Here is a 15,136-nt window from a genome sequence, read left to right as displayed (position 1 = left end):
TAAGATAAAGGATGTTAAGCGATTACATCATTCATCGGATCGAAAGGGGTAATTACATGAAACAAAAAGCGAGCCTGGTTTTTACGGCGGCGGCCGTCCTCGGCATGCTACTGACGGGGTGCAACGGCAAATCGAACAACGGCGCTTCGCCTTCCGCGGCTTCTCCAAGCACACCGCCGAGCGCAAGCGCATCCGCCACGCCCGGCGGCAATCAACAAGTCGAAATTTTCAGCTGGTGGACGGGTGCGGGCGAGGAAGCGGGTCTGAAAGGACTCATCAAGGAATTTGAAGGCAAGCATGCCGACATCAAAGTCATCAATTCCGCCGTCTCCGGCGGCGCCGGCACGAACGCCAAGGCGGTGCTGGCAAGCCGGATGCAGGGCGGAGATCCGCCAGATGCGTTTCAGGTGCACGGCGGCGCTGAACTGAATACCGGCTGGGTGGCGGCTGACAAGGTCATCCCGCTGAACGATCTGTACGAGGCGGAAGGTTGGAAAACCAAATTTCCGCAAGATCTGATCGACCTGGTTAGCAAGGACGGCAACATCTACTCGGTACCGGTCAACATCCATCGCGGCAACGTGGTGTTCTACAACAAGAAAATTTTCGACAACAACGGCCTGAAAGCCCCGACGACGTTCGACGAGTTCTTCGCGGTGGCCGACGCTTTGAAAGCCAAGGGCATCGTTCCGTTGGCATTGGGCGACAAGGAGCCGTGGACGGCCACGATGCTGTTCGAGAACGTGCTGCTCGGCCAGCTCGGCACGGAAGATTACAAGAAACTGTGGACGGGCAAGCTGTCTTTCGACGACGCCAAGGTGAAGACTTCGCTGGAAACGTTCAAGAAGATGCTAACTTATATTAACTCCGACCATGCCGCCCGCAACTGGCAGGACGCCGCGCAGCTGGTGGCGAACGGCGAAGCAGCGATGAACGTGATGGGCGATTGGGCGAAGGGCTACTTCACGACGGATCTGAAATTAACCGCGAACAAAGACTTCGGCTGGGTGGCGACGCCGAACTCGTCCGGCATGTTCATGGTCGTCACCGACACGTTCGCGATTCCGAAGGGCACCAAGCACAAAGAGGCAGCCAAAGAATGGCTGAAAGTGCTCGGCTCGGTAGAAGGACAGGATGTGTTCAACCCGCTGAAGGGCTCCATTCCGGCTCGCATCGATGCGAACAAATCCAAGTATGACGTGTACGGGCAATCGACGATTGAAGATTTCAAGGCAAGCAAGCTGGCGCCGAGCATGGCTCACGGCTCCGCCGCTCCCGAAGGCTTCACGACGCAAGCGAACCAGGTCGTCAACATTTTCGTCACCAACGGCGATGTGAATCAAGCGCTGAAAGCGCTGAAGCAAGCGCAAAGCTCAAGCATCAAGTAGAGAATAGCATTAAGGGCCAGACGCGTGAATCGCGCGGCTGGCCATCCTTATTGGGAGTGATCGCTTATGACAGACACAGGTTCCGTAACGGCTCCAAGACGCCGCAGCCGGACATTCGCCAGGATGGCGCCGATTCTGATGATCCTGCCGTCTTTTGTGGTCATCGGGATATTCGTTTACGGATTCATCGCTTGGACAGGTTATGTATCCTTTACGGATTGGAATACGCTCGTGAAATCGTCCAATTGGATCGGCTTTGACAATTACCGCTTCCTTTTTCAGGATTTTCGGTTTCAGTCCGATTTGCGCAATACGCTCTTCTTTACCGTGTTGTTCATCGGCTTGTCCATGATGGTCGGCCTGTTCCTGGCCCGGATTGTCGATACGAAAGTCCGCGGGGAGATTTTCTTCCGCAACGTATTCATCTTTCCGATGGCATTGTCCTTCATCGTTACCGGGGTCGTTTGGCAATGGATCCTATCGCCCAAAACCGGAGTGAATCTGATTCTGAAGAAAATCGGGTTTACGCATGTGCCCGATTGGTTCGTCAGCACCCAGATCATTCCTAAAGTTCATACCGGGCAGATCGATTTCGGCATTCCGATGGCGATTATCGCTGTCGTGTTGGCCGCCGTATGGCAAATGGCGGGTTTCGCCATGGCGATGTATTTGGCCGGATTACGGGCCATTCCCGAAGATCTGCGTGAAGCCGCACGCGTTGACGGTGCAGCCGAACGTCAAATCTTCCGCAAAGTCATCCTTCCGCAGCTGAAACCGATCTCTATGAGCCTGATCATCATTCTGGCGCATGTCTCGTTGAAAATATTCGATTTAATCTACGCGATGACGGGTCCCGGCGCCATGTTCGTGACGGACGTTCCCGGCATGTATATGTTCGAGACGACTTTCCGCGGGAATCATTACGCCCAAGGCGCGGGTATCGCGATGGTCATGCTGCTGCTCGTATCTCTCGTCATCGTGCCCTATTTGATTTCCGCGTTCCGAAAGGAGAAGTCGTAGAATGGCGATGCCGCGCACGAAATGGCTTGTTCTGTACTTCACACTCGCTGTGCTTGCAGCCGTCTTCCTCGTCCCGATCTATGTCATGCTCGTCACGAGCGTCAAGAGCGTGGATGAAATTACGCTGGACCAGATGTGGAAGCTTCCCTCCCGTCTGAATTTCTCAGCCTATAACGAAGCTTACGACAAGCTGATTCCGAACCTGGCCAACAGCTTCTATCTGGCCGTCCCGGCGACGCTGCTGTCTTCGCTGCTGGGTTCCATGAACGGTTATGTGCTGTCCAAATGGAAATTCCGGGGCTCTGATACGTTGTTTGCGTTGATGCTGTTCGGGATGTTCATCCCGTACCAGAGCATTCTCATTCCGCTGATTCAATTTTTGCAGCAGATGCAGCTCTATAACTCGATCCCCGGCCTCATCCTGATTCACGTCATATATGGTCTGCCTATATGCACCCTGATGTTCCGCAATTTCTACGCCGGCATACCGAACGAATTGCTGGAGGCGGCGCAAATCGACGGCAACGGCTTCATGGGGATTTACAGAAGGGTAATTTTCCCGCTGTCGATCACCGGATTCGTCGTCGTCGGCATCTGGCAGTTTACGAGCGTATGGAACGAATTCTTGTTCGCCGTATCGCTCACTTCGCAGAAACAGCAGCCGATTATGGTCGCGCTGCAGAACCTGTCCGGAAGCCAGATCGTGCAATGGAACGTGCAGATGGCGGGAGCGCTGTTGGCGGCACTGCCTACCCTCGCCGTATATATTTTCTTGGGAAAATTCTTCATACGCGGATTGCTCGCGGGATCAATTAAAGGATAGCCACTCCAAGCTATCATTCGTTTATGAAATAGGCCCGGCCAGCAGTGGCTGGGCCTCAAGTTCCAGCTGTTAGAAAGCGGTTGCAACGCTTGATTACGCCGGCAGCGGCAAAGGTCGAGGCCTAAATACGACAATCCGGTATGAAGTGTATTAATTTTTTTCACTTGAAAATATTTAATGAAGGAGAGTCGTTATGAAGCAAAAACGACTATTGAGTATTGTTTTAGCGTTTGTAATGATGCTGACCATGGTTTTGAACAGTGTGAGTGTTTCCGCACAAGGGAAAACAGTCGATGAATTTGATAAACTGCGAGAAAAATGGCGATATTTGGCTATGGGCGGTGATTATGATCCCAAGGACCCGAATATGCAAGGGTTGCTTAACGCTATAAATAATGTGGCGCAGGATCTTCTTGACAGGATCAATCCTAATCCTACACCGGATTGGGGCGACAATGATTACCTTTGGAAGGAATATATGCTTGGCAATCGCGGTTCTGCATATAGTGATTCAAATAATACCCAGTTCACGATCCGAAGCCTTAAGTTTATGGCATTAGCCTTTCAGACGAAAGGCTGTGAACTTTATCAGAATGAAAGATTGAAAAATGAGATACTCCGTGGAATGGATTATATTTATAAAAATCATTTTAAGATAGGATTAGAAACGAATTCCTATGGGAATTGGTTTACTTGGGAAATTGGGGGGCCGATTTATTTTAGCGAGACAGTTCTGCTTATGTATGATTATCTGACAGCAGAACAGATCCAGGCTTATACATCAACTGCTTATCGGGGAGCGACCAAAGTCGGGGGAGACCCCTATATGTATGTTGGTGCAAATGCTTTGTGGAGGGATCGTGTCCGCATGTATTCGGGAATTCTTCTTAAAGATAGTTCAATCCTTGCATATGTAAAAAATGATGTTCCTTCCTTTATGGGATATGTTAAAAGCGGCGATGGCTATTATGAAGACGGTACTTTTATGCAGCACGGAAATGTTGTTTATAATGGCGGTTATGGTAAAGAAGCATTTTCCGATGTGAGTCACTTTATTTATATGCTTGATGACTCTCCATGGAAAATTACCGGCCCCGAAAGAGATAATATGAGTACCATCGTGGAAAAAAGTTATGTGCCTTTTATGTATAAAGGCGTCTTCATGGATATGGTAAGGGGACGTGAAATCACCCGTAAAGATACGACCGATGCCTATGCTGGCATTACCATCAGCCTCGATGTTCTACTGTTCTCCGAATCGGTATCTGAGGAAGCGGGCAAGAGATTTAAAGGAATGATTAAGGAATGGATGAATAATGAAAATGCAATACGTACTTTAAATGAGGGTGCCGGTGTTGCATGGTATATGTTCCCCGTATATAATCTCTCCAAAACTTTGGAAATCCTTAAGGATGATTCAATCAAGCCGGTTTCAAATGCGGGAAAAAGCTATACCTTTGGTAAAGGTGCAAGAACCGTTCATACTACAGACAAGTTCTCTTTTGGTCTTTCTATGTATAGCAAAGATATCACAACCTTTGAGCAAGGGGATAGTAATACAAAAGGTTGGTATACGGGTCTTGGACAGACTTATGTTTATACACCTGATATTGGACAGTATACCTATCAAAAACCAACAGTTGACTGGTATCGGCTTGCTGGTGTAACTGCCGTTAATGGCATCACGGTTGGCAGCCATAAAAATGCAAACTCCTTTGCAGGAAGCACCACTCTTAATGGTTCTTACAGTACTGCCGGACTGGAGATTTCATCCGGCAGCACAAAAGTGAGCGCAAAAAAATCGTGGTTTATGTTTGATAACGAGGTTGTAGCGTTAGGATCAGGTATTACTTCTACACATAATAACAATGTTGAAACTACGATTGACAACCATTATATTACAGGTAATAATGCTCTAATTATCAATGGAGAAAAACAGTCGAACAAGCTTGGCTGGAACGGTAAAATCGATAATGCCAGGTGGGCACTAATAGAAGGAAATGTTAAAGGCTCCAATATTGGCGTTTATTTTCCGAAAGAAACCAAGATCGGCGCAGTCCGTGAAACCCGTAAAGGAAAATGGACGGATTTGGGCTCTTATAATGTAGATGAAGATGTGCAATCAGCCAATTACCTTACGATGTGGATTGATCATGGCTCAAAGCCGGTGAATGAAAGCTATGCATACGTTCTATTGCCTGAAATGACCGCAGAGCAGGTTGAAAACTATGCAGAGTCCAGCGAGATTGAAGTCATCCGCCAGGATAATAATGTACACGCTGTATATGAGAAAACGCTCCATACTCTTGGCGTGAACTTCTGGCAAGATGGTGATCAATCCATTGATGCAATGGGTGTAAAAGATTATCTTACTGTTGATAAAGCTGCTTCTATGATGATAAAAGAAGATGATCATAAACTTAGCTTTGCTCTTTCAGATACGACGAAGAGAAATTCGGGCACAATTACCGTGGATATTAATCGGGCAGCTGTCGGGGTTATTTCTAAAGATAGCCGGATTAAAGTTATTCAAACTTCTCCGTCAATTAGGTTTGAGCTGGATGTCGATCATTCTTTTGGGAATCCGATCGAAGCTGAGTTTGCCTTCCAACCACTTGAGGCGCCAGGAGAAACATCCATTACAAATATGGCATTAAGCGATGTCACATTGAGTCTTGAATTTGCAAAAGCTTCGCAAGCAACAGGTTATAAGCTGGTTTACGGTACGGAAAGTGGAAATTATACGGAATCGCTCGTTACTTCCGGAAATACAGCGCAAATCAAAGGATTAAATGCAAATACGACTTATTATTTTGCAGTTAAAGCAATTAATGAATCAGGGGAAGGCAGCCTATCGCCTGAAATATCCTATCGTATTGGCAACACACGTACTTTGATCGAAGAATTTGAAGATTTCTCCAAGACGGTCAGTTATTCCGGTGGATGGGCATTCGACGCTTCCAATGCGAATACTTATTATGATGGAGATTCTACTCGTTTTAAGAGAAATGATGCTGATAAAACGAATCCACGACGAGAGGAATATGTAACCTACTATACGCCAACACCAAAAGACTTTGAACTGACGACCTATGATTATGGTTTAGCTAGTGCAGGGGATAATACCATCCTTCAATTCTTTGGTTCAACAGATAATGAGAACTGGATTCCTATTTCGGCAACAAAAAACGGAACCGTAGTTAAAGATAAGTGGAGTAAAGTTGTATATACCAATTCAGCGGAATTGGATCGCTCCATAAGGTTTATCAAGATTTCCGTTTCCAATAATACGAAAATTTGGGCACCACAGCTTTCAAAACTGGTAATCAATTATGCCTGGACTTCTGACCGTTTTGTAATGGATACGATGCTGGATGATTCCAGAACCTATGAGGTAAAAGGTAGTGCCGCCTATATGAAAGGAGATGGTGTTAAATTCGGCGGCGATAAGGATATTCTGATAAAAAACGGCTCTGAAAATGCAACGATGCTTTATAGTTATACCAATATACGAAATGCCAATCTTACTGCTTTTATCGCCAAAGCAAATGGCGGTGCCGTTTCGATTATGTCTTCCAAAGACGGGAAAAGCTATATGCCTGTTGCTTCCAGTCAAGAGATTGCCGGTCTTGATTATGGGAACTACAATAAAGTGGTTTACAACATTCCTGAATTAGAGGATGGTACGAACTACCTATTGCTTACAATAAGCGGTGAAGCCGATTCAATTGCTATTGCCGACCTACACTTATCCTATGTCCATGAAATTGCACCCATACAAAAGATCCGCTTTAAGGATAGGCAGCTTGAAGTAGTTATGAAGTATAATTTAGCCCCGGTCGTCAAATTGTCACCGATGAATGCGACCGGTGAAATAAACTATACGATTTCAGATAAGGATATTGCTATAGTGAATTCTTCAACAGGGGCATTGCAGGCTGGAGCACTCGGATCAGCGGTTCTAACAGCTAAAGTTCTTGGAACGAAGGAAGATGTAAGTGCAAATATTAATGTCCGTACTTCAGAAAACCTCGCACTTAACGCAAATACTTCTGCAAGTTCTGCCAATGGTACTTACACTGCTAATAAAGCAACAGATGGTGATTATCTTTCGCGTTGGGAATCCAGTGTAGGAAATGTTCAATGGCTGCGGGTCGATTTAGGATCACCTAAGGGGTTTGGAGCAATTGAGCTTAACTGGCAGCAATATGCAACCAATTACGTCGTTCAGGGTTCTCTGAATGGCAACGTTTGGGTAAATCTTTATACGGAGACGAACGGTAAAGGCGGTAATGTCTGGATTGCATTTGATGAAGTACAAAAATATCGATATGTTAGATTAAGTGGTACACAAGCACCTGCTGCCTATTCACTTTATGAGTTCCGTGTTCTCTCGTTTAAAGCACAAAGCGGACAAGATGGAGTTGTACTTCAAAATCTTGCACTTGGAAAAACCGCAACAACAAGTGGCAATGACACCACTAATAGTGATCCTAAAGCTGCTATAGATGGAGATCCATCAACGCGTTGGGCGTCTGCGAGATCAGACAATCAGTGGTATACCATTGACTTAGGTGCTCAAAGCAATATTTATCAGATTAATTTGCTTTGGGAAGCAGCATACGGTAAAGAGTATAACATTCAGGTGTACAATGACAGCGATTCGGTAACAAATGTAGTCTATGAAAAAAACGGTGCTGCCGGATGGAAGAAGTATGTACTTGATGAGCCGATACAGGGAAGATACGTTCGTATGCAAGGTATTAAGCGCGGTACCACGTTTGGATATTCTTTATATGAATTTGAGGTCATTGGAAGTTTGGCAGAAACAACTGTTAATTCCATTCAGTTTGCTTCTGAAAAATTTACTGTTTTACGAAACCATAAGAAAACAGCTGCTATTATTACAGATCCACCATATATAAATGAGGGAAGTGTTGCATTTGTCAGCCTAAGCCCTGAAATAGCAACGGTATCAAATAAAGGTGTTGTTACGGGTATAACAACAGGATCGGCAATCATTAAGGCTTATTCTACGATTTCTGATGCTGTTTATGCTAGTAGTGAAGTAACGGTAACAGATTATAACGGTGCTCCCATACCAGTTTCTAGTCTTGAGGTGCGAGGTGGTGTAGCTATCATCGAGAAAGGGACAACTGCTCAGTTTGATGCTTCAGTTACTCCCGATAATGCATCAATAAAGAACATTAGCTGGACTTCCAGTGATGAACGTGTACTCCTCGTAACGAACAAAGGTTTAATAAAAGCAATTAGCGTAGGGACCGTGGTTGTAAGAGCGATCAGTGTTGCTAATCCACAGCTTATGTATGAAAAGGAAATAAGAGTTGTTGATGCAGAAGTGGAAACAGTAAAGGCATTGATTCATGCAATCGGTATGGTTACCTTGAAAAGCAAGGGAGATATCGATGATGCACGGCAAGCGTATAATGAACTGTCTGATGATCAGAAAGCATTAGTGGATAACTATGAAGAACTGGCAGTTGCAGAAAGACAGTATGAGGAACTGGTGGAAGCAGCGAAGAAAGTAAATGGAGTAACACTTGACAATAACACAATGGATTTGACGGTAAGAAGTAGCGGACAGCTGACAGCTGCCATAACACCATCCAGTGCAGTAAACAAGAATGTAACATGGTCGAGCAGTAATTCCAGTGTTGCAACAGTCGACAGTAATGGTAGGGTAACCGCTGTGGCAGCAGGAACAGCGATAATTACGGTAACAACCGAAAACGGCGGTAAGACAGCAACATGTTTTGTAACCGTCAGAAGAAGCGGACAAAGTAATGGTGGAAGAGATCCTAGTGGAGGCGATTCATCCGGAACACCGGGAACAATACCGCCAGTAACCCCACCGCCAACAATGCCGATAGAAAATGCTCCGGGTACAATTCAGGCATCTGCACCTGTAGTGAATGATGCAGGCGTAGCTTCAACTACCATTGATGCAGATGCATTGACCAAAGCTCTCAAAACATCTGATACAGCAATAATCAATGTACCGAAGGCTGAGGGAGCCAGTGCATATGAAGCGGTCTTCACGGTACCAGCTCTGATGTCAGAAAATGCATCAAAGAAGATCGAAATAGCAACGGAACTCGGTAAGGTATCAATACCTGGAAACATGCTCACACCATTAGATGTAAAAGGGGCACAGAGTATAAGCCTCACCCTAGCAAAAGCAGATACAAACGTAGTGATTGATACGGCAGTAAAGTCACAAATAGGTATGAGACCTGCAGTAGAACTCAATGTAAGTATAAACGGCAGCAGGATATCATGGAGCAATCCTGAAGCGCCTGTTACCGTGGAAATACCGTATACGCCTACAGCAGCTGAGTTTGCCGATCCAGAACATATCGTCGTATGGTACATTGATGAAGCAGGAAAGGCATTGGCGGTACCAACAGGCAAATATGATTCCAGAACGGGTAAGGTAACCTTTAAAACAACACACTTCGGCAATTATGCAGTGGCATATGTGAAGAAGAGCTTTGGAGACATTGGCGGATATTCATGGGCAAGTAGGGCAATCGAAGTTTTGGCATCTAAGGGTGTTATTAACGGTACTTCTGAAACAACCTTCGATCCTTCTGCCGATGTTAAGCGGGCAGACTTCATACTCATGCTTGTTAAGGCTCTTGGGTTATCTGCAAAAACACAAGGCAACTTTGCAGATGTAAGCTCAAGTGCATATTATGCAGAAGCTCTGGCAACAGCTAAAGTTCTTGGAATTACAGTTGGGGTTGGTAACAATAATTTCAATCCAGATGCCAAGATATCAAGGGAAGACATGATTGTTCTTGCAGCAAGAGCTATGAATAAGGCTGGAAGACAATTGGCAAATGCTTCCGAATCGGAACTGAAAGGCTATTCTGATTCGGCACAAATAAGCGGTTACGCATTAAATGATGTTGCAGCTTTGATTAAAGCTGGAATTATAAAAGGCAGCGGCAATTCAATAAATCCGAAGGCAACAGCAACAAGGGCTGAAACAGCAGTTATCATTTATAACTTGTATAACAGGTAGTCTAGCAAACGGGGTTTTCCTTATATTTGGGAAACCCCGTTTGGTTATTATGCCGATGATACATTCGGCACGGCGAAATGCAGGAATTCGGTCGGGCAGCCAAGTGTACGATTTAAGCCTGTCCATCTCTTCCCAGAAGAGGATAAAGTTAAGTTAATCTTAAGAAAGTGATGGATGAATGGTTCGAGAAACAAAGAGAGAAATGCTGCGGACCATCGAGAAGTTTACACTGGAGGACGGTACGCATGATACGGCAGTTCCCGGTTTGCGCTTGATTCGTTCTTCAACGTTATCCGATCCGGTATACTTGTCGGATGACAAGAACATTGGCCGAATGAGGTCCGCGGAAACCGCGGGCTTTTTCATTTATCAGATCAAGTTCTTGTCATTTGATGATGACAAGAACTTGATCCGATTCCCGATTGGTGACAAGAACATTGGCCGATTGTCGACTTCAACGACAACGGCAGCTCGGGGAAACTTCTTTAAGGAGGGGACGCTCGTGAAACTTAGCCGCAGTGACAAGAACATTATCTCATTAATAGCCGCGTAAATCGCGGCTTTTGTGTTTTATGGGATCAAGTTCTTGTCAAAATCCAATAACAAGAACTTGACTCATCCCCGATGAATCTTTGTGGACTGAAATAGAGCCGAAGCACAACACCGAGAAACCTCTAGGTTCTGGAAGCGGGGAGAGGGAGAGATGATTCTACAGGAAGGCAATTCTGCTAAGACAACGTTCCAAGGGCGTGTGTTTCAAACGTTTGACGCCGAGCATTAACCGCTACATCGGGCGGCGTACGCCATCGGCCGACTAGGTAGCCGATGCGGAGGAATTGTGTGCAGGAGGCTTGACTACGCTGCAGCACGATTTAACCGGACATTATGTGTTGGAAAAGGCGCATACTTTTGGGTACGGTAAGAGCTGGACATCGGAGCGGATCCGCCACGCTTGGATATCCGATATAATTCGGGTTAGCAAAATTCGCACTCCTTAGCAGAATTGATTATGATTAAGAAAATCATCTTTTGGAGGAAAAAATTATGAAAAAATCAATTGTGGTAAGTATGGCGGCACTAACTCTCTTATCCACACAAGCGTCTATCGGGCCACAAACTATAACGGCTGCATTCAGAGACGATATCAAGAACACTGTCGAACTAGGCGATGATGCGGTAAAAGGGGCCGTCGATAAGGACGTGGAGAAGTTCAAAGACATCACGGAACACTGGGCAGAATCTAATATTAATCAAGCCCTAAAAAAAGGTTATGTTAGCGGCTATCCAGACGGAAGCTTTCTCCCTAACAACAACGTAACTCGAGCAGAATTCGTTAAAATGACAGTATCTGCTTTGGATCTGAAAGTAGGAACTGCATCTGGAAGTTGGTATACTCCGTATGTTGATTCTGCACAAGCAGCAGGCATCTATCAGGATGGTGACTTCGGTGATTCCGATTGGAACAAGCCAATGACCAGGGAAGAAATGTCTAAAGTAGCTGTTAGAGCTCTTGGTATTTCTTCAGTCCAAGACAAACAATGGATGTATCTCGCTGCGACCGATGGAATCATATCCGGCACTGCCCCGGGAGAAATCTCCCCAGAAGGAAAGACTACGAGAGCTCAAGCTATTACGGTTATTGGGCGTGTTCTATCTGCAGAAGAAGGCAAGAAGCTTGTTGTAGATAAGTATGCTGTCGCTGCAGCCGAGATGTATTGGCACAAAACGAATATCTTTACAGTTGCTAAAGAACTATTTAATGGTCCTCAAAACATGAATAACAACGTAGGAATTAATTCTTGGAAGCTTAGCAATTTAACCGTTGAAGCTCCAGACGGTCACGTTAAAGGTGTAGTTGAAAGCATCACAGCAATTGACTGGAATGATCCAAACGATCCTAATCGCAAATTATTACCAAGCAAAGACAAGTTAGTATGGATCGTAGGTGGCAAGGAAACACAATTTACTGATGATATGAAAGTTTATGTTGTCTTATTGGATTCCAAGTTGGTAGTCGATAAGAAACCAGAACTCTATCCTATTAAACGTCTGTCCCTTAATATTTTGGGTTATATAGGGACACGAGATGGCATCCATCAATCTACGGCGATCAAATCAAAAGACGCAAGTAAAGAAATATATGGCTTAGTAATACCTAAAGAAGGGTTTCAAACAAAAGGCCACTTCCAAATCCTTGTGGAAACTATACCTTTAGGTGCTTTAGGCGGACAACTATACAGTAGCACGCTTTCTACATCAGTTTATATAACAACACAGTAATGACGGTTGAAGTGATTTACGCTACGCATGCTTAGCATTTCGAGCTCGTTAAGGTGCTCATGGCGACTTGCTCGGGAAGTAGACTTGTGGCTGCTGCTCGTTATAGCAAGATGAAGGCAATAAAGGGATAGTACCTGTTATTTCTCAGGTACTATCCCTTTTCTCTTGACGGATTTATTTTTTCAAGCCAGCCGCAAAGTAGGGGATTTTGACAAGAACATTATCTCATTCCCGACGGATTGTAGGAAAGTGGGGACCTTAACAATTAAGCTCCCTCAGAGAATAAGGATTTTCTCACGAATGCTCGCTCATTCGCAGGATTTCAATATACATGTTAAATAGGAGTTTAGGTGTTTGGCTAGTGTAGGGCAGGCAGTTCCGTTAGAGCGCATGCGGGAACAGAAGGTGCTGAACATTTTTACAACATTTACCAAAAAAAAGGTATGCTGCACGCTTCTATCCACAAGGTCCTTGGGGATTCACTCTCCCAAATCTCGACGGGTCTTTGCCCTCACATTCCTTCGTCCTATCTATCCAAGGTGTGGAGTCCGATCAACGTTAACGGAACGGGTCTATGCCCTAAAGCGTAAAAATCTCGGTACTCCGTGCTTTCTTTGTCAGATCCTGCGAATGAGCCAATCTACGTGTCTGGGTTACGATTTACTTTTTATGCTGCTAACGGTGGCTGGGCCTTATCCATGGAGAATGTTTGTCCTTCTCTTGCCATGGCTACAAGCATCCGGGCCAGTTTCCCAATCAGCTTCATCATGGACTGCATTTTCGTCATTCGTTTCACTTCGGTATTGTGCGCATGCATGGCTTGGAACGCTCCATTGAAAGATAACAGGTGAAACACAGTGAAGTACAGATGCTTGCGCAGTAGTGAGTTGCCTCGTTTGATGAGCTTGATTTGCCCCTTATACTTGCCGGAACTTCGTTCTGCTAAGTTCAATCCTGCCTTGCGCAATAACTGATTTCCGTGAGATAGCTTACGTAAGTCCCCGCCAAATGCTAATATGGCAGCTGTTGCAGGAACGGAAGCACCGACAGATCGAACGAGATCTGAACAAGGAATTTCAGGCAGTATCTTTTCAATCATCTCGTCCGCTTCATCAATGATTCGGCAGATTCTTTCATACTCTTCGATGAGGTGCCTCAGCTCCCATTTGTCTTCTTCAAGGGCAATAGTGTCTCCCACGCTATGTCTAGCGAGTGATTGAAGCTCCATAGCCTTGTTCTTACCTGTACCCCGCCAGGTCTGGCCATGTACTCACCCCAGATCTGTACCATTTGCTCCGAAGTTAGCTGCAATAGGTCAGAAGGGGCTGGGAACCGACGCAAAGTGGCCAAAGAACGATCGCTAAAAATGTCATCAAATGCTTGTCTGTATTCTGGAAACCGGATATCGAGCCAGCGGTGGATTCTGTTCTTAATCCTTCCTATTTAACAACCCAGTGCTCTCTGTTAGTAACCATAACCCGTATGCGGCGGAATGCTTCATCCTTTGGAGCGAAGGGCGTGTAGAACCCGCGACTCACCGCATCGGCGATGACCAGAGCATCCTTTGAGCCATTCTTCGAAGGTGAGTTATCTCTGTTTTCCTTATTGCGTTTGGTTGTCATTGGATTGACAAGAGCCACATCAATTCCTTGACTCACCAACCAGTTGGCAATATTGAACCAGTAGTGACCGGTGCTCTCCATTCCCACAACGACATCATTCATGCCGTGCATCTTCTGTAATTTCCGAATGCTGTGTTCTAAATGCTCAAATCCGGCAAGGTCATTCGAAAATAGAATAGGGCGCCTGGTGAGGATAATACCTCGAAAATTAATGGCTTGTGCTGCGTGTTTCTCCTTGGCAAGTGGTAGTGCAGATTCGTTCTACACGTTGATTTTGAGACTTAATTGGATTAAACTTCATGATAACGCCTCCTAAGGTGAGTTCTGAGGGCTGCAACCCAGTACATACTCATCGTAGCGAGGCGTCCTTTTTTCTGCAAATTCAATCTGCTAACACCTACAGGACTGTTAACGGGCAGGAGAATGCAGGAAAAACAATCTGTACCAAGAAAAGGTAAGAGGAGGAGGGAGTTAATTTGAGAACTAGAAGAAAAGACGATATCAATACTACTGCTTCGTTGTCGGGTGACAAGAACATAGTAACATTAAATGCCGCATAAATTGCGGTTTTTTTGTTTTATGTTATCAAGTTCTTGTCAAAACGAATTGACAAGAACTTGATAACATTCCCGATGGTTGACTAGAACTTTGTAACATTTCCGACGTAGTCACATTACTCATTGAACAGCGTTTTAATTGAGGTAACAAAGAACGTTGGTTCAATAAAGGACTCTATACAAACACGCTCAAGGAGCTGCCACGGCAGCTCCTTTTTACATCTTCTCAAAATAGGGTATTTGTTACATATGTCAAAAAACTGTTCATATATTACTATTAACGGTAAAATATACAGGCTGTCGAGAAAGTCTCGGCAGTCTTTTTTTTCTTTAATATAATTCACCAATTCACCGCGTTAATTTGATATAATATAGTAAATAATTTGGAAAGTGGTGAT

At 45.1% G+C, this 15,136-nt stretch carries 8 protein-coding genes; 6 read left to right on the top strand and 2 right to left on the bottom strand.

The features are described from left to right. Positions 1 to 56: 56 nt before the first annotated feature. The 6 genes from ACFQ0C_RS16685 to ACFQ0C_RS16660 all read left to right on the top strand — a co-directional run bounded on the left by ACFQ0C_RS16685 (position 57) and on the right by ACFQ0C_RS16660 (position 12,559). Positions 57 to 1,388: an ABC transporter substrate-binding protein gene (locus ACFQ0C_RS16685; protein WP_379368207.1), complete on the top strand. Its 1,332-nt coding sequence runs from the start codon at positions 57 to 59 to the stop codon at positions 1,386 to 1,388. Between the two features lie 66 nt (positions 1,389 to 1,454). Beyond that, the gene (locus tag ACFQ0C_RS16680) at positions 1,455 to 2,408 is read left to right on the top strand and encodes a carbohydrate ABC transporter permease (RefSeq protein ID WP_379368206.1); all 954 of its coding nucleotides are present in this window, start codon (positions 1,455 to 1,457) and stop codon (positions 2,406 to 2,408) included. Between the two features lie 7 nt (positions 2,409 to 2,415). Then, positions 2,416 to 3,231, top strand: a complete 816-nt coding sequence (locus ACFQ0C_RS16675; RefSeq protein WP_379368223.1) for a carbohydrate ABC transporter permease — start codon at positions 2,416 to 2,418, stop codon at positions 3,229 to 3,231. A 193-nt stretch (positions 3,232 to 3,424) separates the two neighbouring features. Continuing rightward, positions 3,425 to 10,279 carry a polysaccharide lyase family 8 super-sandwich domain-containing protein gene (locus ACFQ0C_RS16670; protein ID WP_379368205.1) on the top strand — a complete coding sequence of 2,285 codons (6,855 nt, stop codon included), beginning with the start codon at positions 3,425 to 3,427 and terminating at the stop codon, positions 10,277 to 10,279. A 178-nt stretch (positions 10,280 to 10,457) separates the two neighbouring features. Then, positions 10,458 to 10,832, top strand: coding sequence for a hypothetical protein (locus ACFQ0C_RS16665; RefSeq protein WP_379368204.1), 375 nt, complete (start codon positions 10,458 to 10,460; stop codon positions 10,830 to 10,832). A gap of 491 nt (positions 10,833 to 11,323) precedes the next feature. Next, positions 11,324 to 12,559 carry an S-layer homology domain-containing protein gene (locus ACFQ0C_RS16660; RefSeq protein ID WP_379368203.1) on the top strand — a complete coding sequence of 412 codons (1,236 nt, stop codon included), beginning with the start codon at positions 11,324 to 11,326 and terminating at the stop codon, positions 12,557 to 12,559. A gap of 667 nt (positions 12,560 to 13,226) precedes the next feature. Here ACFQ0C_RS16660 and ACFQ0C_RS16655 read toward each other — a convergent pair. Both ACFQ0C_RS16655 and ACFQ0C_RS16650 read right to left on the bottom strand, forming a co-directional pair. Further along, positions 13,227 to 13,787: a transposase gene (locus ACFQ0C_RS16655; protein ID WP_379368202.1), complete on the bottom strand. Its 561-nt coding sequence runs from the start codon at positions 13,785 to 13,787 to the stop codon at positions 13,227 to 13,229. Positions 13,788 to 13,998: 211 nt separating this feature from the next. Further along, positions 13,999 to 14,376, bottom strand: a complete 378-nt coding sequence (locus ACFQ0C_RS16650; RefSeq protein WP_379368222.1) for an IS110 family transposase — start codon at positions 14,374 to 14,376, stop codon at positions 13,999 to 14,001. Between the last annotated feature and the right edge of the window lie 760 nt (positions 14,377 to 15,136).

Origin of the sequence: Paenibacillus sp. GCM10027630, assembly GCF_042676305.1 — a bacterium.
Lineage (GTDB): Bacteria > Bacillota > Bacilli > Paenibacillales > NBRC-103111 > Paenibacillus_S.
This window is presented reverse-complemented; position numbering and strand designations above follow the sequence as displayed.

Bases quoted from the DNA above. Each gene is read 5' to 3' on its own strand.
- ACFQ0C_RS16685 (WP_379368207.1), top strand. From the start codon at position 57: ATGAAACAAAAAGCGAGCCTGGTTTTTACGGCGGCGGCCGTCCTCGGC.
- ACFQ0C_RS16670 (WP_379368205.1), top strand. From the start codon at position 3,425: ATGAAGCAAAAACGACTATTGAGTATTGTTTTAGCGTTTGTAATGATG.
- ACFQ0C_RS16655 (WP_379368202.1), bottom strand. From the start codon at position 13,787: ATGGAGCTTCAATCACTCGCTAGACATAGCGTGGGAGACACTATTGCC.
- ACFQ0C_RS16680 (WP_379368206.1), top strand. From the start codon at position 1,455: ATGACAGACACAGGTTCCGTAACGGCTCCAAGACGCCGCAGCCGGACA.
- ACFQ0C_RS16675 (WP_379368223.1), top strand. From the start codon at position 2,416: ATGCCGCGCACGAAATGGCTTGTTCTGTACTTCACACTCGCTGTGCTT.
- ACFQ0C_RS16660 (WP_379368203.1), top strand. From the start codon at position 11,324: ATGAAAAAATCAATTGTGGTAAGTATGGCGGCACTAACTCTCTTATCC.
- ACFQ0C_RS16665 (WP_379368204.1), top strand. From the start codon at position 10,458: ATGGTTCGAGAAACAAAGAGAGAAATGCTGCGGACCATCGAGAAGTTT.